The organism is Variovorax sp. Root318D1 (assembly GCF_001424835.1).
Lineage (GTDB): Bacteria > Pseudomonadota > Gammaproteobacteria > Burkholderiales > Burkholderiaceae_C > Variovorax.
This window is the reverse complement of record NZ_LMCQ01000012.1, coordinates 199,722-220,857: the sequence shown is the minus strand read 5'-3', so window position 1 is coordinate 220,857 and position 21,136 is coordinate 199,722. Positions and strand designations below refer to the sequence as shown.

The window sequence follows — 21,136 nt, the reverse complement described above, 5'->3', positions numbered from 1 at the left end:
ATGCCCCCGATGGAACTGCCCGAACGCGAAGTCCACGCGCTGATGCGCGCCGAGCATGGCGATCCGTTCTCGGTGCTGGGTCCTCACGAGACACGCGACGGACTGGAGGTGCGCGCGCTCTTGCCCGGCGCGCAAAGCGTGGCCGTGATGCACACACGCACGGGCTGGCCGCTGTCCATGCTGACGCGGCATGAAGGGTCCGACCTGTTCGCGGGCCTGGTGCCGGCGGCCGAGGCGCTTCTGGGCTATTCGTTCCAGGTCGACTGGGGCACGCACACCTCGCGGCTTGACGACCCCTACCGCTTTCCCTTCGTGCTCGGCGAAACCGACGTGTGGCTGTTGGCCGAGGGCACGCACCTGCGGCCCTGGGAGCGGCTGGGCGCGCATCTGCGCGAGATCGACGGCGTGAAGGGCGTGGCCTTTGCGGTCTGGGCGCCGAATGCGCGGCGCGTGTCCGTGGTCGGCGACTTCAACAACTGGGACGGCCGGCGCCACATGATGCGGCTGCGCCGTGAATGCGGCGTGTGGGAAATCTTTGCGCCGCAGGTGGCCACAGGCGACAGCTACGAATTCGAGATTCTTTCGTCCGAAGGCGAGGTGCTGCGCAAGGCCGATCCGTTCGCTTTTTCTTCGCGCCTGCGGCCCGAAACCGCCTGCGTGGTGGCGCCGCTGCCCGCGCCGGTGGCCATGCCGCCCGGGCGCGCCGCCGCCAACGGCCGCCATGCGCCGATGAGCATCTACGAAGTGCACCTGGGCTCGTGGCGGCGCAAGAACGGCCATGAATGGCTGGACTATCGCGAGCTGGCCGACCAGCTCGTGCCCTATGCGCGCGACATGGGCTTCACGCACATCGAGCTGCTGCCGGTGAGCGAGCATCCGTTCGACGGCTCGTGGGGCTACCAGCCCATCGGCCTGTATGCACCCACCTCGCGTTTCGGAACGCCGGGCGACTTTCGCCATTTCGTCGAAACCGCGCATGCTGCGGGGCTGGGCGTGATCCTCGACTGGGTGCCCGCGCACTTTCCTACCGATGCGCACGGGCTGGGCCGCTTCGACGGCACCGCGCTCTACGAATACGCCGATCCGCGCGAAGGCTTCCACAACGACTGGAAGACGCTCATCTTCAACTACGGCCGCACGGAGGTGCGCAACTACCTGGTCGGCAATGCGCTGTACTGGCTCGAGCGCTATGGTGTGGACGGCCTGCGCGTCGATGCGGTGGCTTCCATGCTCTACCGCGACTACAGCCGCAAGCCCGGCGAATGGGTGCCCAACGCCTATGGCGGGCGCGAGAACCTCGAAGCCATCGACTTCTTGCGGCGCATGAACCGCGTGGTGGGCGTGGAGCGCCCGGGCGCCGTGACACTGGCCGAGGAGTCGACCAGTTTCCCTGGCGTGACGCGGCCACCCGAAGACGGCGGCCTTGGCTTTCACTACAAGTGGAACATGGGCTGGATGAACGACACGCTGGCCTATGCCGGCACCGACCCCGTCCATCGCAAGCACCATCACCAGCAGATCACCTTCGGGCTCATGTATGCGCACAGCGAGAACTTCGTGCTGCCGCTGTCGCACGACGAGGTGGTGCACGGCAAGGGTTCGATGCTGGGGCGCATGCCTGGCGACGAGTGGCAGAAGTTCGCGGGGCTGCGCAACCTCTACGGCTACCTCTGGGCCTACCCCGGGAAGAAGCTGCTGTTCATGGGCGGCGAGTTCGCCCAGGGAGCCGAATGGAACGCCGACCGCAGTCTCGACTGGCACCTGCTCGAGCATGCGTCGCACCAGGGCGTGCGGCGGCTGGTGCGCGACCTGAACAACGTGTACCGGCACTTCCCCGCGCTGTACGAGCTGGACACCGAAAGGGCCGGCTTCGAATGGATCGTGCACGACGACTGGCAGCAGTCGGTGTTCGCCTTCGTGCGAAAGGCGCGCGACGGCTCTTTCGTGGTGGCGGTGTGCAATTTCACGCCCCTGCCGCGGCATGCCTACAAGCTCGGGGTGCCCGCCGCCGGCGCGTACCGCGAGGCCATCAACACCGATGGCGCCGTGTACGGCGGCAGCGGCGTGGGCAATGGCGTGGTCCAGAGCTCGCCGGTCCCTTGGCACGGTAAGGACCATTCGATTTCCATCAGCGTGCCACCGCTGGCGACCGTGATGTGGGTGCTGGCCTGACACGATGCTGAACACGGGTTCTTCCTTTCCCCTTGGCGCGACGCTCTCGCCGAATGGCGTGAACTTCGCGCTCGTTGCGCCGAACGCAGAGGCTGTCGAGCTCTGCCTGTTCGACGGCACGGGCCAGCACGAGCAGCAACGCATCCGGCTGCCCGCTTGTACAGACGGCGTGTGGCACGGCCTGTTGCCGAGCGGACGCGCCGGGCTGGTCTATGGCTTTCGGGTGCACGGCCCATGGGCGCCGCACGCGGGGCAGCGCTTCAACGCCGCACGCGTGCTGCTCGATCCGTATGCGCGCGAGATCGTCGGCGCGTATGACGGCAGCGATCTGTTCCTGGGACACGACCCCGCCGATCCGGAGCAGCGGAACACGCGCGACAACGGCGCCGTGGCGCTCAAGGCGCGCGTCGCGGCACCCGGCGTCGGAACAGCCGCGCCGGGCCATGCCCGCATCGCCGCCGGAGACCGCGTGCTGTACGAGTTGCACGTGCGCGGGCTGACGCGCCTGCACCCCGGCGTGCCCGCCGCGCTGCGCGGCACCTACGCTGGCCTCGCCGAGCCCGTGATGCTCGACCATCTGCAGCGCCTTGGCGTCACCACGCTGAGCCTGATGCCGGTGCAGCACCGGGCCGACGAACAGCGGCTGCTCCGCATGGGCCTCAGCAACTACTGGGGCTACAACACCATCGGCTGGTTCGCGCCCGAGGCACGCTACTGGAGCGGCCGCGCCGGCACCACGCCGGCAAGCGAGTTCCGCGCCATGGCCGACGCGGTGCATGCGCGCGGCATGGAGCTGGTGATCGACGTGGTCTACAACCACAGCGCCGAGACGGACGAGTTCGGCCCCACGCTCTCGCTGCGCGGCATCGACAACGCGCTGTATTACCACCTGCGCTCCGACGACCGCGCCTTGTATGCCAACTGGGCCGGCTGCGGCAATTGCCTCAACCTGGCCGAGCCGCGCGTGCTGCAGCTGGTGATGGACAGCCTGCGTCACTGGACCTTGGAGCTCGGCGTCGATGGCTTCCGCTTCGATCTTGCACCGGTGCTGGGGCGCGGGGCCCGTGGCGATTTCGACTCGCGCGCGCCCTTCTTCGCGGCCGTTGCGCAAGACCCGGTGCTGTCGCGCACGCTGCTGATCGCGGAACCCTGGGACATCGGGCCGGGCGGCTACCGGTTCGGTGAATTCCCGCCGGGCTGGCTCGAATGGAACGACCGCTACCGCGACACGCAGCGCGGCTTCTGGCTTCGGCAAGGGCGCGACGGCGCCACCGGCCTGGGCGATTTTGCGCACCGCTTCACCGCCTCGAGCACGCAGTTCGCCCATCATGGCCGCGCGCCCACGGCCAGCGTCAACTTCATCGCCGCGCATGACGGCTTTACGCTGCGTGACCTGCTGAGCTATGAACAGAAGCACAACATGGCCAACGGCGAGAACAACCGCGACGGCCATGCCCACAACCTGGGCAACAACTGCGGCATCGAAGGCCCGAGCGAGGACCCCGCCGTGCAGGCCGAGCGCAGCCGGCTGCAGCGCGCGCTGCTCGCCACGCTGCTGCTCTCGCAGGGCACGCCCATGCTGCTGGCGGGCGACGAGCTCGGCCATAGCCAGCAGGGCAACAACAACGCCTATTGCCAGGACAACGAAACCACGTGGCTCGCCTGGATCGGCGCCCACGACCCCGCCAGCGAAGCCGCGCGCCTGAGCGCCTTCGTGGCCCGGCTCACCGCGCTGCGACGGGAAGCGCCCGCCCTGCGCAGCACGCGCTGGTGGCCGGCCGATCCGGCCAAAGGAGCGCCGGGCATCCGCTGGCTGCGGCCGGACGGCGGACCCATGCAAGAGGCCGACTGGAACGGCGGCACGGCACTTGCGATCCATTTCGAATCCGCAGCAAAGGACGAGGCCGACTGGCTGGTGCTGGTGAACGCGGGGCCGGAGGCCGTTTTCTTCTCACTGCCCGACGGCTCCTGGCAGTGCCGCCTCGCGACCGATCCGGCGCTGGACACTGGTGCCGCTTTGCAGGCGCCCCAGGCCGGCACGGCAGAAGTACCTCGGTCAAGCCTCTGGATTGCAAGAAGGTAGGAGCCAGCCGCGCGGGGCGGTGCTAGGCTGATCGCGAAAACCCTGACGACGAACCCGAACGAACCGAAGAACGAACGGAGACACAAGATGGACAACAACAGCAGCACCACGCCGCAGGCCCCCCTGCAGGCGCATCAACTGGTCCGCCGCACCATTGCCCTGGTGCTGGCCGGCGGACGGGGCTCCCGCCTCAAGCAGCTGACCGACCGGCGCGCCAAGCCGGCGGTTTACTTCGGCGGCAAGTTCCGCATCATCGACTTCGCGCTTTCGAACTGCCTCAACTCAGGCATCCGGCGCATGGCCGTGGTCACGCAGTACAAGTCGCACTCGCTCATGCGCCACCTGCAACGCGGCTGGAGCTTTCTGCGCGCCGAGCTCAACGAAATGGTCGACGTGCTGCCCGCGCAGCAGCGCACGGGCGACGAACACTGGTACCGCGGCACGGCCGACGCGGTGTTCCAGAACCTGGACATCATCCAGACCCGCTCGACCAAGCACGACTACGTGGTGGTGCTTGCCGGCGACCACATCTACAAAATGGACTACTCGATCATGGTCAAGGACCATGCCGAACGCGGCCTGGGCTGCACGGTCGGCTGCATCGAGGTGCCGCGCATGGAGGCCACGGCCTTTGGCGTGATGGCCATCGACGACGGCCGCCAGATCACCGCTTTTCTCGAAAAGCCGGCCGATCCGCCTGCCATGCCGGGCCATCCCGACGTGGCGCTGGCCAGCATGGGCATCTACGTGTTCGATTCCGAATACCTCTACCAGCTGCTCGAGGAGGACGCCGCCAACCCGAATTCGAGCCACGATTTCGGCAAGGACATCATTCCTCGCGCGGTGGCGCAGGGCCGCGCGCTGGCGCATCCCTTTGGCATGTCGTGTGTCACGCGGGCCTCGCGCGGGCCGGGCGCCAAGGCCTATTGGCGCGACGTGGGCACGATTGATGCATTCTGGGCTGCCAACCTCGATCTGGCCTCGATCACCCCCGAACTCGACATCTATGACACAGACTGGCCCATCTGGACCTACCAGCGGCAGCTGCCGCCGGCCAAGTTCGTGCTCGACCGGGACGGCAAGCACGGCATGACCGTCAACACCATCGTCTCGGGCGGCTGCATCGTCTCGGGCTCCAAGGTCAGCAGCTCGGTGCTGTTCTCGGGCGTGCGCATCCATTCGTTCTGCGAAATCAACGAGGCCGTGCTGCTGCCCGACGTGGAAGTCGGCCGCGGCTGCAAGCTCAACCGGGTGGTGATCGACCGCGGCTGCGTCATTCCGGATGACATGGTGATCGGCGAAGACGCCGAGGCCGATGCCGCGCACTTCGAGCGCACCGAAACCGGCGTGGTGCTGGTCACGCGCGAAATGCTCAAGCGAATGGCCGCCTGAGGCCGCACCGTCCCACGATGCGAATACTCCAGGTCAGCGCCGAACTTTTTCCCCTCCTCAAGACCGGCGGCCTCGCCGACGTGGCGGGCGCATTGCCGATCGCCCTCATGGCGGCCGACCAGGACGCGCGGGTGCTGCTGCCGGGCTTCCCGGCCATCCTCGCGGGTCTCCGCGACGCGGCCCCGGTGGCCGAATTTGCCGCGCCCTGGGGCGAGCGCTTCGCGCTGCGCGCGGGCCGCATCGTGATCGACGGCAACCCGCCGATCCAGGCCTACGTGATCGACGCGCCCGCGCTCTACGAGCGCCCGGGCAATCCCTACGAAGACACTACGCGCCAGCCCTATGGCGACAACCACCGGCGCTTTGCGCTGCTGGGCTGGGCGGCGGCGCAGCTGGCACAGGGGCTCGATCCATCTTGGCGGCCCGAGGTCGTGCATGCGCACGACTGGCATGCGGGCCTCGCGCCGGCCTACCTGCACTTTGCGCGGCAGGCTGGTGCGCCCCATGTCGGCAGCGTGTTCACCGTGCACAACCTGGCCTACCAGGGCATCTCCGCGCCCTGGAACTTCGTCGACCTAGGACTGCCCGCGCCGGCGTTTCACATGGACGGGCTCGAATACCACGGCCAGCTGTCGTTCATGAAGGGCGGCCTCTACTTCGCGGACCGCCTCACCACCGTGAGCCCGACCTACGCGCGCGAGATCCAGACGCCAGAGCAGGGTTTCGGCCTCGACGGCTTGCTGCGCCTGCGCGGCGACGTGCTCACGGGCATCCTCAACGCGGTCGACGACAAGGTCTGGAATCCGTCCACCGATGCGGCGCTGGTGCAGGGCTTCCACACGCCCGAAGGCCGCCACATGGCCGGCAAGGCGCGCTGCAAGGCGGTGCTGCAGCACCAGTTGGGCCTGGCCGCGCGCGCCGATGCGCCGCTCTTCATCCTCGTGAGCCGGCTCACCGAGCAAAAGGGCCTGCACCTGGTGCTTGCCGGCCTCGACGCGCTGGTCGCCCAGGGCGGCCAACTGGCCCTGCTGGGCAGCGGCGAAGCCTGGCTGGAGGACGCTTTCCGCGAGCGCGCGGCGGCGGCACCCCAGTCGGTCAGCGTCACCATCGGCTACGACGAGATGCTCGCGCACCAGCTCTTCGGCGGCGGCGACGTGACGCTGGTGCCGTCGCTCTTCGAACCCTGCGGCCTCACGCAGATGTATGGCCTGAAATATGGCAGCCTGCCGCTGGTGCGCCGCGTCGGCGGCCTGGCCGACACGGTGGTCGACTGCACGCTCGAAGACATTGCCAGCGGCGACGCCACCGGCTTCGTATTCGACCGCTTCGACGACGCGGACTACGGCCGCGCGCTGCGCCGCGCCTTCGCGCTCTACCAGCACGCGCCCGACTGGCGGCGCGTGCGCGGAAATGCCATGCGTCGCCCAGCCGACTGGAACACCGCGGCGGCCCAGTACATCGAGGTCTACCGGCAGGCGCTCGAGCCAGCCGGCACCTGATTTGCGCCAAGGCGCACAACCCACAACCTTTCACCGAAGCCCATGACCCTCAAAGACTTCGCCTACGACCATCCCGACCGCGACGTGGCCGCGTTCAAGCGCGCAGTGGCCAACAAGCTCATCTACGCGGTCGGCAAGGACCCCGTCGCCGCCAGCCAGGACGACTGGCTGCACGCCACGGCGCTCGCGGTGCGCGACCAGCTGGTCGAGCGCTGGATGGCGACCACGCGCGCCAACTATGCGCAGGACCTGAAGCGCGTCTACTACCTCTCGATGGAGTTCCTGATCGGGCGCACCTTCACCAACGCGATGCTGGCGGTCGACCTGTACGACACGGTGCGCGATGCGCTGGCCGACTTCGGCGTCGACATGGCGGCGCTGGCCGAGCGCGAGCCCGACGCGGCGCTCGGCAATGGGGGCCTGGGCCGCCTCGCGGCTTGCTTTCTCGACTCCATGGCCACGCTTGGCGTGCCGGGCATGGGCTACGGCATCCGCTATGAATACGGCATGTTCCGCCAGCGCATCGTCGACGGCCAGCAGGTCGAGACGCCCGACTACTGGCTCACACGCGGCAACCCCTGGGAATTCCAGCGGCCCGAGGTGAACTACCGCGTGCGCTTCGGCGGCCACGTACAAAAGCGCGAGGGAAAGAACGCGCCCTACGGCGCGGCCGACTGGGTCGACACGCACGACGTGCTGGCCGTGGCGTACGACACCATCATTCCGGGCTACGGCACCCAGGCCACCAACACGCTGCGGCTGTGGTCGGCGCGCGCCACCGAGGAAATCGACCTCTCGGCCTTCAACCGCGGCAACTACATGGCGGCGGTAGAGAGCAAGAACCACTCCGAGAACGTGTCGCGCGTGCTCTACCCCGACGACTCCACGCCCTCGGGCCGCGAGTTGCGCCTGCACCAGGAATATTTCTTTTGCAGCGCAAGCGTGCAAGACCTGCTGCGGCGCTACCTGCGCAACCACAAGACCTTCGACCAGCTGCCCGAGAAGGTCAGCATCCACCTGAACGACACGCACCCGGTGCTCGCGGTGCCCGAGCTCATGCGCCTCCTGCTCGACGAGCACGGCCTGGCATGGGACGTGGCCTGGGCCCACACGCAGAAGGTGTTCAGCTACACCAACCACACGCTGATGCACGAGGCGCTGGAGACCTGGCCGGTCGAGATGCTCGGCCGCATCCTTCCGCGGCACCTGCAGATCATCTACGACATGAATGCGAAGTTCCTCGCGGCCGTGACGCAGAAGGCGGGCAATGACGTCGAGCTGCTGCGCCGGTTGTCGCTGGTGGACGAGGCGGGCGAGCGCCGCGTGCGCATGGCCTATGTGGCGGTGCTCGCGAGCCACTCGATCAACGGCGTCTCGGGCCTGCATTCGGAGCTCATGAAGCAATCGATCTTTGCGGACTTCGCGAAGATCTTTCCCGAGCGCTTCAATAACAAGACCAACGGCGTCACGCCGCGGCGCTGGCTCGCGCAGGCCAACCCGCCGCTTGCCAGCCTGCTCGACCAGCGCCTGGGCAAGGGCTGGCGGCGCGACCTTTCGCAGCTCGAGGCGCTGCGGCCGATGGCGGTGCAGCCCGCCTTCGCGCGCGCCTTCAGGCATGCCAAGCGCGAGAACAAGCTGCGGCTGGCCAACTGGGTGGAGCAGCACATGGACATCGTGCTGGACACCGACGCGATGTTCGACGTGCAGGTGAAGCGCATCCACGAGTACAAGCGGCAGCTGCTCAACGTGCTGCACGTGATCACGCGCTACCACCGCATTCTGGATGCGCAGGCGGCGGGCGGCTCCACCGACATCGTGCCGCGCGTGGTGGTGTTCGCCGGCAAGGCGGCCTCGGCCTACCACATGGCAAAGCTCGTGATCCGGCTGATCAACGACGTGGCCAAAACCATCAACAACGACGCGCGCGTCGGCAAGCTGCTGAAGGTGGTGTTCCTGCCCAACTACAGCGTGAGCCTGGCCGAGGTGATCATGCCCGCGGCCGACCTGTCGGAACAGATCTCGACGGCCGGCACCGAGGCTTCGGGCACCGGCAACATGAAGTTCGCGCTCAACGGCGCGCTCACCATCGGCACGCTCGACGGCGCCAATGTGGAAATGCGCGACAACGTGGGCGCGGAGAACATCTTCATCTTCGGCAACACCACGCCGGAAGTGGCCGACATCCGCGCGCACGGCTACCAGCCGCGCGACATCTACGAGGAGAACGCCGAACTTAAGCGCGTGCTCGATGCGATCCGCGACGGCGCGTTTTCCGCCGGCGAGCCTTCGCGCTACCAGGGCATCTACGACGCGCTCGTGAACTGGGGCGACCACTACCTGCTGCTGGCCGACTATGCGAGCTACGTCGCAAAGCAGGCCGAAGTCGATGCGCTCTATCGCGATGCGGATGCATGGACGCACATGGCGATACTGAACGTGGCGGGCATGGGCGCGTTCTCGTCCGACCGCACGATTGCGCAGTACGCCCACGAGATCTGGCGAACCAAGCCCGTGGTGCTCGGCTGAGTCCTTCCCCCGGGAGGGGAAGGAGCAAGGCCGGTCAGCGCGGCTTTTGTGGTGCCGCGTCGGCCTCGGTCACAAACCCGATCCGGCTCAAGCCCGCCTTGTTGGCAATGCCCATCAGAGCCACCACCTTGCCGTAGGGCACGGTCTGGTCGGCACGCAGCTGGACTTCGGTGTCCTTGCTGTCGGCCGCGGCTTTCTGCAGGCGGGTGGCCAGCTCTTCGTCGCTGACGGCCTGGTCATTGAAGAAGGTCTTGCCCGAGGCATCGACCGATACGCTCACGAACTTGGGCGTGTCGTTGGGCTGGCCGGCGTCGGTCTGCGGCAGGTCGAGCTTGATCGAGCTGGCCATCAGCGGCGCGGTGATGATGAAGATCACCAGCAGCACCAGCATCACGTCGACCAGCGGCGTGACGTTGATGTCGGACAGCGGCCGCTGCCCGCCGGCTCCCGTCGCGCGCCCTCCGCCAGCGGCACTGCTGCCCAGCGAGGTGCGACCGAAGGCCATGGCTCCTGCGCTCCGCCGGGGCTAGGCCGAGACCGGCATGGGCCGCGCGGGCGGCGGCGCGGCGGGTGTCGACGCACTGCCGAAGCTGCCGAGCAAATCGTGCGCAAAGCCCTCGAGCTCGGCTTCGATGCGGCCGATGACGCGGCCGAACACGTTGTAGGCCAGCACGGCCGGGATGGCCACCGCCAGGCCGAACGCCGTCATCACCAGGGCTTCGCCCACGGGGCCGGCCACCTTGTCGATGGTGAAGCCGCCGGTCTGGCCGGCAATGCCCGAGAGCGCGCCGTAGATGCCCCACACGGTGCCGAGCAGCCCCACGAAAGGCGCCGTGGCGCCGACAGTAGCAAGCAGGATCTGGCCGGACTGCAGGCGCCGCAGCGCGCCATGCAAGGCGCCGCGCAGGGCCCGCGTGAGCCGCTGGTTGCGGTCGCCGGTGGTGGCGCCGAGCGTTGCACTGCCGGCATCGGCGGTTGCGGCGTTCTTGATGGCGCTGACTGCCGGCCCCACCAGCGTGGCGCTGTCGAAGGCCTTGAGCCGCTGTTCCGCATCGGTGAGCGTGGCCGATTGCCAGAACGCGGCGATGCTGCGCAGCACGTCGCGCGTGCCGCCGCGCAGCAGCCAGGACTTCCAGAGAATCACCACCCAGCTGGAGATCGACATCGCCAGCAGCAGCGCCGCCACCGAACGGCTGACGCCGTCGCCCTGGGTCAGCAGTTCGAGCACGCTCATCGTTTTTTAGCGCAGGCCGAGCACGTCGAACATGTCGAAGAGGCCGGACTTCTGGCCCGTCAAAAAGCGCACCGCACGCAGCGCGCCCTCGGCGTAGGTGACGCGGCTGGCCGACTTGTGGGTGATTTCGATGCGCTCGCCGGTGCCCGCGAACAACACCGTGTGGTCGCCGACGATGTCGCCGCCGCGGATGGCCGAGAAGCCAATGGTGGAAGGGTCGCGCTCGCCGGTGATGCCTTCGCGCGCGTAGACGGCGCATTCCTTCAGGTCGCGGCCCAGCGCCTCGGCGATGACCTCGCCCATCTTGAGCGCGGTGCCCGAGGGCGCGTCGACCTTGTGGCGGTGGTGCGCCTCGATGATCTCGATGTCGAAGCCGGTCGACATCGCCTTGGCGGCCATTTCGAGCAGCTTGAAGGTGACGTTGACGCCCACGCTCATGTTGGGCGCGAACATGATGGCGATGTCCTTCGCGATGTCGGCGATCTCGGCCTTCTGCTCATCGCTGAACCCGGTGGTGCCGATGACCGCCTGCACGCCCAGTTCGCGGCAGATCGCGAGGTGCGCGAGCGTGCCTTCGGGACGGGTGAAGTCGATGAGCACCTGCGCGTCCTGCAGGCCGGTGCGCAGGTCGGCCACGATTGGCACGCCGCTCGTGAAACCGAGGAACGCGGCCGCATCGGCGCCGATGGCATTGCTGCCCGCCATGTCGAGGGCGCCGGCAAGGCGGCAATCGGGCGCCTCGCGCACGGCCTCGATCAGCATGCGGCCCATGCGGCCGGAAGCCCCCGCGATCGCGATGCGCCGAAGCGCAGGCGTGGAAGCTCCGGAAACGGAAGAGGAAGAAGTGGTTTCAGTCACGCGGGTTCAGCTTTCGAAATGGGGCATGGAGACCGGCACGCGCCCGCCCGGCCCGTCGGTCGGGTGCGCCCGCCCCCGTCGCTCGCTGTCTGGCGCGTGTGCTCAGCGCGCCGATTCGAGCGGGGGGTACGCCGCGGGCAGCGGCGGCAGGTTGGTGGCCGCCGTGGTGTCGTCGGCCTTCTTGCTGTCTGCCTTGGGCGTAAATTTCTTGAGCTCTTCTTCCGACGCCTCGAGCTGGGGAACCTTGCCGCTCTTCTTGCGGGTGTCGAGCGTGGCGACGAACTCTTCTTCGCTGGGCATCGGATCGCCCTCGTAGCGGTCGAGCAGCTCGCCCTTGAAGAACACGGTCAGGCGGCGCTCCTGCGGATTGACGCCCTGGCGCTTGATCGTGAAGACGTAGTCCCAGCGATCCTTGTGGAAGACATCGGTCAAGAGCGAGGTGCCGAGGATTTCACGCACCTGCTGGCGCGACATGCCGGGCTTGAGCGCCTCGACCTGTTCCTTGGACACGAAATTGCCCTGGACCACTTCGACCTTGTAAGGCGTGATGGCCGACAGCGCGCCACGCGTGCGATCGCTGAAACCGCTGCAGGCACCGAGGCAGAACGTCACGGCGACGGCCGCGGCCAGCAGCCAGGGACGGCGTTGGAGAATGGCAGGCATGGGAGAAAAGGGGGGTAGCGATATGATCGGCCATTGTAGCGGCTGGCCCTTTTGGGGCCCATCCGCAGCCCAGGGCGCAGGAACCATCATGGCCAACATCGACGAACTCAAGAATACCGGCCTCAAGGCCACTTTGCCGCGCCTGAAGATCCTCGAGATCTTCCAGACCGGCAGCCAGCGCCACATGACGGCCGAAGACGTGTTTCGCGTGCTTTTGAACGAGCACTCCGACATCGGCCTGGCCACGGTCTACCGCGTGCTGACGCAGTTCGAGCAGGCCGGCATCCTCGAGCGCAGCCATTTCGAAAGCGGCAAGGCGGTGTACGAGCTCAACGAGGGCACGCACCACGACCACCTGATCTGCACGTCGTGCGGCAAGGTCGAGGAGTTCTACGACGCCGAGATCGAGCGGCGCCAGCAGATGATCTCGAAGGACAAGGGCTGGATCCTGCAGGACCATGCCATGTCGCTCTACGGCTTGTGCGGCGACTGCGCCAGCAAGCGATAGGCCCCCCGGCTTTTCACTTCGCTTCGCTGCGTGTAACTCCACCCCCCGAGGGTGAGGCGCGGCTCGCCTTGGGGCGGCCCGGCGGCGGCCGCATCCGGCGGCGTAGCGGCGCCCGTCAGTCCCCGTCCCGGCCGCTTTCCATGGCCTTGTGGTGGCGCGCCACGAAATCGGCATAGGTGTCGATGCCGCGCAGCTGCAGGATCGAATTGCGCACCGCCGCTTCCACCAGCACGGCGATGTTTCGGCCGGCCACCACCTGGATGATGACTTTGCGCACCGGGATGCCCAGCACGTCCTGCGTGAGCGGCGCCGAGGGCATTCGCTCGTAGTCGCGCTCGAAGCTGTCGCGCCGCACCAGGTGCACGATGAGTTTGAGCCGCATCTTCCGGCGCACGGCCGTCTCGCCGAAGATGGCGCGGATGTCGAGCAAGCCGATGCCGCGCACTTCCAGCAGGTTGAGCAGCAGGTCGGGGCAGCGCCCCTCGATGGTGTTCTGGTTGATGCGGTAGAGGTCGACCGCATCATCGGCCACCAGGCCGTTGCCGCGCGAGATCAGCTCCAACCCGAGTTCGCTTTTGCCCAGGCCCGATTCGCCCGTGATCATGACTCCCATGCCCAGGATGTCCATGAACACCCCGTGCATCGAGGTGCGTTCCGCGAAATGCTTGGAAAGATAGGCCCGCAGCAGGTCGATCACGAAGGCCGACGATTCGCGCGTGGCAAAGAGCGGCAGCTGAGCGCGCTCGCAAATCGATAGCAGCTCGTCCGGCGCCGCCTGGCCGTCGGCCAAAACCAGCATGGGCGGCTCCAGCGTGACGATGCGGGCAATGCGCCGGGCGCAATCTTCCGGGCTGCCGCGCGTCAGGTAGGTGACCTCGCGGGCACCCAGGATCTGGACGCGATAGGGGTGGATGTAATTGAGGTAACCGACCAGATCGGCCGCCGACTGGGCGCGGCTGATGACCTCAGGGTCGAATTGGCGTTCGGAGGCGCCGAGTCCGGCGAGCCATTCCCAGCGGAGCGACCCGCGGAATTCCTCGAACATGGCGTCGGCACTGATGACGGTCGGCTTCATGCGTAGGGGAGTCGGCGCTCAGCGCCCAGTTTTGGAGCAGCCCAGAATACCGCGAAGCGGCTCTTCCGGGGCGACCACCTCTACGCGACCTGCGTCGATTGCCAGTTGGCAATGAGTCCGTGCAGCGCGGCCGCGTCGGTGCTCGACTTGATCTGCTCGCGCAGACCGGCGTCGCTCAGCAATTCGGCAATTTCAGAGAGGATTTCGAGGTGTTTCTGCGTGGCTGCCTCGGGCACCAGCAGGAAGATCAGCAGCCCGACGGGCTGCTCGTCCGGCGCGTCGAACCCGATGGGGTTTGCGAGCTGGAAGACCGCAGCCATTGGCGCCTTCAGGCCCTTGATGCGGCCATGCGGAATGGCAACCCCATGCCCGAGCCCGGTGGAACCGAGGCGCTCGCGCGCAAACAGGCTGTCGGTGATCAGGGCGCGGCCGAGGCCATGAAGGCTTTCGAACAGCAGGCCTGCTTCTTCGAAAGCACGCTTCTTGCTGGTGGCGTCAACGCTCACAAGCACTTGAGCGGGCGGCAGGATGGACGCGAGGCGATTCATGGTGGGGGAAGTCGGGGGCGATTATGCACCCGCTTGGTAAAAACCCCAATCCTGTTACTTACTTTTAGGCTACATGTTGCCTGGAGGCCTCGCGGCCCCAGGGGCGGAAGAACAAACACCGGGCGGAAAAAAGCCGCCCGAAGGCGGCTTGTCGCAGGAGCCGCAAAGCCCTTGCCCGTGGCCACCTACATCACGCGCTTGGGGGCCGCGTGATGGTGGTCCTGCAGGCGATCCTTGTGGCGGACCACCTGGCGGTCGAGCTTGTCGACCAGTTCATCGACCGCAGCGTAGAGATCAGCGTGGCTCGACTCCGCGAACATGTCATTGCCCTTGACGTGAATGTTGCACTCCGCCCTTTGGCGGCGTTCCTTTTCCTTCTGCTTTTCCACCGTGAGGAGCACCTTCACATCGACCACCTGGTCGAAGTGCCGTGTGATCCGGTCCAGCTTGCTCGTAACGTAAGTCCGCAAGGCAGGTGTGACGTCGAGGTGATGACCGCTGATCGTCAAATTCATGAATGACCTCCTGAGAATTGACGGTTGGGAAAATGACCCGCTCCGGAATGAAGCGTGGCCGGCGAGAACAGATGTGGGTTGGAGGGGGAAGAGAAAAGAGGGGAAATGAGGGAAGGTCGATTCACTATGCCCAAGCTGTCACGGTATTGCAATAGTCGGGTATTCGGGGTTGGCGTGCGCATGCGGCCCGAAGGGCGCTTCGCTACAGCTTCCATAGCTGCCCGTGCACGCCGGCCCACCGCTGCGGAGCTTTGGCACCAAGTGTTTCAGTGCGTCACCAGTGGTGACCCTGCCGGGCGAAGGGCCTGTGGTTTCAGCTCCAGGCGGCGCGCATGCGGTTGCGCAGGTCGATCACGGCAGCCGGCGGCGGAACGGCCGGTGGACGCGCGGGCGGCTCGGGCCAGGTCAGCTGCTCGAAGCCCCCAAGATCCGCTTCGGTGATGAAGCGCGTGCGGTTGGCGTACAGGTGCCGGTCGCCCCGCACGGCCTGCTGCGTCACGTAGAAGCGCTGAGGCACCAGCAGGTGCAGATGGTCGCGCGCGCGGGTCATTGCCACATAGAGAAGCCGCCGCTCCTCTTCGAGCTCTTGTGCGCCTTGCGCCACGTCGGCCGGCAGGCAGCCGTCGACCACGTTGAGCACATGCACCGAGTTCCATTCCTGCCCCTTGGCCGAGTGGATGGTGGAGAGGATGAGGTAATCCTCGTCGAGCAAGGGCGGACCCGGCCGGTCGCTCGTCGCCTCGGGCGGATCCAGCGTGAGCTCGGTCAGGAAGCGCTCGCGCGAGGCATAGCCCGACGCCAGCCGCGCCAGCTGCTCGACGTCGCCGCGCCGCAGGCCGGAAGGGTCGTCGTAAAGCCGCTCGAGATGCGGCAGGTACCAGCGCACGGCCAGCTCCACGTCGGCCGGCCATGCCAATGCAGGTGCGCACAGTGCCGCATAGGCCTCGGCGAACACCGCCCATTCGGCTCGCGCGGCCGAGGGCGGCATGAAATCCCGCACCGCCGCCACTGGATCGGCCGCCCGGTCCATGGCGTCAAGGAGCCGCGTGCCCGTGGCGGGCCCGATGCCAGGGATGAGCTGCGTGACGCGAAAACCCGCCATGCGGCCGCGCGGGTTCTCGGCAAAACGCAGCACCGCGAGCAGGTCTTTCACATGCGAGGCTTCGAGAAACTTGAGTCCGCCGTATTTCACGAACGGGATGTTGCGGCGGGCCAGCTCGAGTTCGAGCGGCGCGCTGTGCGTGGAAGCGCGAAACAGCACCGCCTGCGACTTGAGCGCGAGGCCGCCCTCGCGGTGCGCCAGCACCTTGTCGGCCACCCAGACCGCCTGCTGCGCCTCGTCGGGCACCAGCACCAGCTGCGGCCTGCCCGCCGAGGGCTTGTCGGTCCAGAGGGTCTTGGCATGCCGCTCGGCCGCCTGCGCGATGACCCGGTTCGACACGTCGAGAATCGGCTGCGTGGAGCGGTAGTTGCGTTCCAGCGTGACCACCCGCGCGGCCTGTGAAAACTGCAACGGAAAGTCGAGGATGTTACGTACAGTTGCCCCGCGAAACGAGTAAATCGACTGGGCGTCGTCGCCCACCACCGTCACGCCACGGCCATCGGGCTTGAGCGCGAGAAGAATCGAGGCCTGGAGCAGGTTGGTGTCCTGGTACTCGTCGACCAGCACGTGGTCGAAACGCGCGCCGACCAGTCCGGCGAGCGCCGGTTCGGCCACCATGCCGGCCCAATAAAGCAGCAGGTCGTCATAGTCGAGCACGTTCTGCTGCTGCTTGGCCTCCACGTAAGCGCCGAACAGGCGCTTGAGCTCGGCCTCCCACTCGGCGCACCACGGAAAAGCTTCTGCGAGCACATCGGCCAGCGGCGCTCGCGTGTTGACGCAGCGCGAGTAGATCGACAGGCAGGTGCCTTTGCGCGGAAAGCGGTTGACGCTCGACGACAGGCCGAGCTCGTGCCGCACCAAGCCCATCAGGTCCTCGGCGTCCCCGCGGTCGTGGATCGTGAAGTGGTCGTCGAGGCCGATGTGCGCCGCGTACTCGCGCAGCAGGCGCGCCCCGATGCCGTGGAAGGTGCCGGCCCACGGCAGGGCCGGTGGCTTCTCTGATTTGAGCCCCAGCACGCGGGCCAGCACCTGGCCCGCGCGGCGCTCCATTTCAAGCGCCGCGCGGCGCGAGAAGGTCAGGAGCAGCAGGCGCTGCGGATCGACGCCGCCAGCAATCAGGTGCGCCACCCGGTGCGCCAGCGTGCTGGTCTTGCCGGAGCCCGCACCGGCAATCACCAGCAGCGGGCGCTCGTCACGCCCGACCACCGTGCCGACGCCATGCTCGACGGCGGTGCGCTGCTCGTCATTGAGCGTGGAGAGCGCCGCGGCCAGGCGCTCGGCCTGGGTGGCACCGGGGGCGGAAAAAACGGGGAGCGCAGCGGTCTGCATGGGCGCAACTTTACTGTATGTCCATCCAGATCGGCAGGCTCCCGTCACATGGCCGATGACATAATCGCGCCTCGCTGCAACTGGAGACCGCACCTTGGAAACCGCCCCGTCTCGGCAGCTTTCAACTCCCCTCTGACGCTTGGCGCCGGGCCCGGGAATTGAAAGCGCCCCTTCCCTCGCCCCATCGCCTCAGCCATTTCACGGGAGTGAGCCCATGCTCAACATCTTTACGCTCGCCAACGGCCGCCTCGTCCAGGAAGAGATCGAAGCGCTGGAAGAGCTTTCCAAGTTCCAGCCAATCTGGGTCGACCTCGAATCGCCCACCCTCGAAGAAAAGCGCTGGATCAAGCAGTACTACGGCCTCTCGATTCCCGAAGACGCGATGGACGAGGACATCGAGGAGTCGGCCCGCTTCTATGAAGAAGACAACGGCGAGCTGCACATCCGCTCCGACTTCTTGATCGACGACGACGAAGACCCGCGTTCGGTGCGTGTGGCCTTCATCCTGAACCAGCACAACACCGAACTGCGCAGCCGCGGCGTGCTGTTCTCGATCCACGACGAAGATGTGCCCGTGTTCCGCCTGCTGCGCATGCGCGCGCGCCGCGCGCCGGGGCTCATCGAGGATGCGAAGGAAGTGCTGCTCAAGCTGTTCGACGCCGACGCTGAATACTCGGCCGACACGCTCGAGAACATCTACGACGAGCTCGAAGTGGCCGGCAAGAAGGTGCTCGAAGGCAACGTCAGCGACGAGCTGGCCGGCGAAGTGCTGGCGGCGATCGCGCGCCAGGAAGACTTGAACGGCCGCATTCGCCGCAACGTGATGGACACGCGCCGCGCGGTGAGCTTCATGATGCGCAGCCGTATGCTCAACGCCGAGCAGTTCGAGGAGGCGCGGCAGATCCTGCGCGACATCGAATCGCTGGACAACCACACGGCCTTCCTGTTCGACAAGATCAACTTCCTGATGGATGCGACCGTCGGCTTCATCAACATCAACCAGAACAAGACCATCAAGATCTTCTCGGTGGCCAGCGTGGCGCTCTTGCCGCCCACGTTGATCGCGAGCATCTACGGCATGAACTTCAAGTTCATGCCCGAGCTCGACTGGTCGCTGGGCTATCCGTATGCGCTGGCGCTGATGGCGGCCAGCGCGCTGGTACCGATGTGGTACTTCCGCCGTCGCGGCTGGCTCAAGTAGCGGCTGGCGTTCCAGGCGAAGAAGGCAGCGTGGCCAGCCACGCACCGACCAGCGCGAGGCTGTAGCGGCTCGCCACCTCGGCGACGAAGCGCGCGAAATCGCCATGCGCTGCGTCATCGGCGCGGTCCGAAATCGTCCGCATCGCCGCGAACGGCACACCGTAGTCGTGGCACACCTGCGCCATGGCCGCGCCTTCCATTTCGACTGCGAGCGCGTCGGGCAGATCGCGCCGCAGTGCCTCGCTCTCTGCGGTAGTCGACACGAAACGGTCGCCGCTCACCAGCAGCCCGCGGTGCACCTTGGGCGCTCGAATGCCGAACTCGTCAACGGCTTGCTGCCCGATCAGTGCGACCGGATCGCGCAGCACATGGGTGGCAACGCCCGAGAGCGCATCAGCAATCGCGGCATCGGCCGCAAAGCGCGCAATGCCCATGAGCGGCACCTCGTACTTCGGAAAGATCGGCGAAGCATCGAGGTCGTGCTGCAGCAGTTCCGACGCGACCACCACGTCGCCCACGTTCACGCCCGGCGCGAGCCCGCCGGCAACGCCCGTGAACACGATGGCCCGCACGCCGAATCGCTCGAGCAGTACCGTGGCCGTGACCGCAGCGGCCACCTTGCCGATGCGCGACAGCACCGCGACCACCGGCTGGCCGTGCAGATGGCCGACCCAGAAGTCGCGGCCCGCGACGCGCACGCGCTGCTCGTCCGGCATCTGCGCGAGGAGCGCGCTGAGCTCCTCGTGCATTGCGGCCACGATGGCGACCGGTGCTTCACTCATCGGCTACTTGATGTCGACGCCATAGAAGGTATGGCGGCCGAAGGGACTGAGCTTGAAGTCGACGACTTCCTTGCGCACCGGCTTCAGCTGCACCGCGTGCGCAATGGTGAACCACGGCGCCTGTTCCTTGAAGATTACTTGCGCCTTCTTGTAGAGCGCATCGCGGTCGGCCTGCTTGGTGGTGCTCTTGGCCTTCAGTACGAGATCTTCATAAGGTTGATAGCAGAACTTGGAGATGTTGCTGCCGCTCGCCGACTTGGCCGAGGCGCAGCCCAGCAGCGTGTAGAGAAAGTTGTCGGGGTCGCCGTTGTCGCCGGTCCATCCCAGCATGCCCATCTGGTGCTCGCCGGCCTGCAAGCGCTTGCGGTATTCGCCCCACTCGAAGCTCTTGATCTCGGCCTTGACGTTGATCTTGGCAAGGTCGGCCTGCATCAGCTCGGCGATGCGCTTGGCGTTCGGGTTGTAGGGCCGTTGCACCGGCATGGCCCACAGGTCGGTCGAGAAACCATCGGGAAAACCAGCCTGCGCCAGCAGCTTCTTGGCGGCTTCGGGGTCGTAGGGATCGTCCTTCACGGCGTCGTTGTAGGACCACATGGTCGGCGGGATCGGGTTCTTCGCGGCCACGCCCGTCGAGAGGTACACGCCGTCGATGATCGCCTTCTTGTTGATCGCCATGTTGATGGCCTTGCGCACGCGCACGTCGTCGAAGGGCTTCTTCGTGGTGTTGTACGAGAGGTAGCCCACGTTGAGGCCGGGCTGCTCGAGCACTTGCACGTTCGGGTCCTTGCGGATCGCGTCGAGGTCGGCCGGATTCGGGTAGGGCATGACGTGGCATTCGCCCTTCTGCAGCTTGGCCCAGCGCACCGAGGCGTCGGGCGTGATCGCGAACACGAGGTCGTCGATCTTCGCCTTGCCGCCCCAGTACTGCGGAAAGGCCTTGAAGCGGATGACCGCGTCCTTCTGGTACTGCACGAGGTAGAACGGGCCGGTGCCGATCGGGTCCTGGTCGACCTTCTCCGGCGTGCCGGCCTTGAGCATGGCGATGGCGTACTCCTTCGACTGGATGCCGGCGTACTGCATCGCAAGGTTGGCGAGGAACGGCGCCTCGGCCTGGTTGAGCACGATCTTCACCGTGAACTCGTCAACGCGGTCCACCGACTTCAAGAGCTTGGGCATTCCCATGTCATTGAAGTAGGAGTGGTTCTGGCTCGTGACCTTGAAGAAGGGATCGCTTTCCTTCCACTGCCGCTCGAGCATGAAGATGAAGTCGTCGGCGTTGAAGTCGCGCGTGGGCTTGAAGGTCTTGCTGGTGCTGTGCCACTTCACACCCTTGCGCAGGTGAAAGGTGTACTGCGTGCCGTCGGCAGAGATGTCCCACTTTTCCGCCAGGCCGGGCACGACCTTGGTGCCGCCGCGCTCGAACTCGACGATCGTGTTGTAGACCTGCGTGGTCACGTCGAAGGAGGTGCCAGTGGTGTTCACGCCGGGATAGAAGTTCTCGGGGCTGCCCTCTGAACAATAAACCAGCGTCTTGGCGGACACGGCGCCAGAGGCCAATGTGAGCACGGCAAGTGCCGTCGGCGCGAGCAATGCAATGAGCTTTCGCGCGGGGTGCGAAACGGATGGCTGGGTCTTCATGGCAACTCCTTG

At 66.6% G+C, this 21,136-nt stretch carries 17 protein-coding genes; 7 read left to right on the top strand and 10 right to left on the bottom strand.

The features are described 5' to 3' along the window. From glgB to ASC78_RS11230, 5 genes are all read left to right on the top strand, one after another. Positions 1-2,172 carry a 1,4-alpha-glucan branching protein GlgB gene (gene glgB / locus ASC78_RS11250; RefSeq protein WP_055802065.1) on the top strand — a complete coding sequence of 724 codons (2,172 nt, stop codon included), beginning with the start codon at positions 1-3 and terminating at the stop codon, positions 2,170-2,172. 4 nt (positions 2,173-2,176) lie between these two features. Further along, positions 2,177-4,255 carry a glycogen debranching protein GlgX gene (glgX, locus tag ASC78_RS11245; protein WP_055800790.1) on the top strand — a complete coding sequence of 693 codons (2,079 nt, stop codon included), beginning with the start codon at positions 2,177-2,179 and terminating at the stop codon, positions 4,253-4,255. Between the two features lie 87 nt (positions 4,256-4,342). Further along, on the top strand, positions 4,343-5,647 hold the full coding sequence (gene glgC, locus ASC78_RS11240; RefSeq protein ID WP_055800787.1) for a glucose-1-phosphate adenylyltransferase: 1,305 nt from the start codon (positions 4,343-4,345) through the stop codon (positions 5,645-5,647). A gap of 17 nt (positions 5,648-5,664) precedes the next feature. Beyond that, on the top strand, positions 5,665-7,146 hold the full coding sequence (gene glgA / locus ASC78_RS11235; protein ID WP_055800784.1) for a glycogen synthase GlgA: 1,482 nt from the start codon (positions 5,665-5,667) through the stop codon (positions 7,144-7,146). A gap of 42 nt (positions 7,147-7,188) precedes the next feature. Then, a complete protein-coding gene (locus ASC78_RS11230) occupies positions 7,189-9,672 on the top strand; it encodes a glycogen/starch/alpha-glucan phosphorylase (protein ID WP_055800781.1) in 2,484 nt (827 codons plus the stop codon). Between the two features lie 34 nt (positions 9,673-9,706). Here ASC78_RS11230 and ASC78_RS11225 read toward each other — a convergent pair whose 3' ends face one another. The 4 genes from ASC78_RS11225 to ASC78_RS11210 form a co-directional block, all read right to left on the bottom strand. Next, a complete protein-coding gene (locus ASC78_RS11225; RefSeq protein WP_055800778.1) occupies positions 9,707-10,177 on the bottom strand; it encodes an ExbD/TolR family protein in 471 nt (156 codons plus the stop codon). A 21-nt stretch (positions 10,178-10,198) separates the two neighbouring features. Further along, positions 10,199-10,906 carry a MotA/TolQ/ExbB proton channel family protein gene (locus ASC78_RS11220; RefSeq protein ID WP_055800776.1) on the bottom strand — a complete coding sequence of 236 codons (708 nt, stop codon included), beginning with the start codon at positions 10,904-10,906 and terminating at the stop codon, positions 10,199-10,201. Between the two features lie 6 nt (positions 10,907-10,912). Then, positions 10,913-11,764, bottom strand: coding sequence for a 4-hydroxy-tetrahydrodipicolinate reductase (dapB, locus tag ASC78_RS11215; RefSeq protein WP_082517503.1), 852 nt, complete (start codon positions 11,762-11,764; stop codon positions 10,913-10,915). A gap of 102 nt (positions 11,765-11,866) precedes the next feature. After that, positions 11,867-12,427, bottom strand: a complete 561-nt coding sequence (locus tag ASC78_RS11210; RefSeq protein ID WP_055800770.1) for an outer membrane protein assembly factor BamE — start codon at positions 12,425-12,427, stop codon at positions 11,867-11,869. 88 nt (positions 12,428-12,515) lie between these two features. Between ASC78_RS11210 and fur the strand changes: the two genes are divergently transcribed. Beyond that, positions 12,516-12,935, top strand: a complete 420-nt coding sequence (gene fur / locus ASC78_RS11205; protein ID WP_055800769.1) for a ferric iron uptake transcriptional regulator — start codon at positions 12,516-12,518, stop codon at positions 12,933-12,935. A 115-nt stretch (positions 12,936-13,050) separates the two neighbouring features. Here fur and hprK read toward each other — a convergent pair whose 3' ends face one another. The 4 genes from hprK to ASC78_RS11185 form a co-directional block, all read right to left on the bottom strand. Continuing rightward, entirely contained in the window at positions 13,051-14,010 is a 960-nt protein-coding gene (hprK, locus tag ASC78_RS11200) for an HPr(Ser) kinase/phosphatase (RefSeq protein ID WP_055800766.1), read from the bottom strand. Positions 14,011-14,090: 80 nt separating this feature from the next. Then, a complete protein-coding gene (locus tag ASC78_RS11195) occupies positions 14,091-14,558 on the bottom strand; it encodes a PTS sugar transporter subunit IIA (RefSeq protein ID WP_055800763.1) in 468 nt (155 codons plus the stop codon). Positions 14,559-14,743: 185 nt separating this feature from the next. After that, positions 14,744-15,073, bottom strand: coding sequence for a ribosome hibernation-promoting factor, HPF/YfiA family (hpf, locus tag ASC78_RS11190; protein WP_012745566.1), 330 nt, complete (start codon positions 15,071-15,073; stop codon positions 14,744-14,746). Positions 15,074-15,386: 313 nt separating this feature from the next. Then, entirely contained in the window at positions 15,387-17,504 is a 2,118-nt protein-coding gene (locus ASC78_RS11185) for an ATP-dependent helicase (RefSeq protein ID WP_082517502.1), read from the bottom strand. A 214-nt stretch (positions 17,505-17,718) separates the two neighbouring features. Here ASC78_RS11185 and corA point away from each other — a divergent pair, with 214 nt between their 5' ends. Next, positions 17,719-18,705 (top strand): magnesium/cobalt transporter CorA, encoded by a 987-nt coding sequence (corA, locus tag ASC78_RS11180; RefSeq protein WP_055800760.1) that lies wholly within the window; start codon positions 17,719-17,721, stop codon positions 18,703-18,705. Here corA and ASC78_RS11175 read toward each other — a convergent pair. Continuing rightward, complete coding sequence (locus tag ASC78_RS11175; protein ID WP_055800757.1) at positions 18,698-19,486, bottom strand: 5'-methylthioadenosine/adenosylhomocysteine nucleosidase; 789 nt, start codon at positions 19,484-19,486, stop codon at positions 18,698-18,700. The two genes, corA and ASC78_RS11175, sit on opposite strands and share 8 nt — an antisense overlap. Before the next feature lie 3 nt (positions 19,487-19,489). After that, positions 19,490-21,124, bottom strand: coding sequence for an ABC transporter substrate-binding protein (locus ASC78_RS11170; RefSeq protein WP_055800755.1), 1,635 nt, complete (start codon positions 21,122-21,124; stop codon positions 19,490-19,492). Between the last annotated feature and the right edge of the window lie 12 nt (positions 21,125-21,136).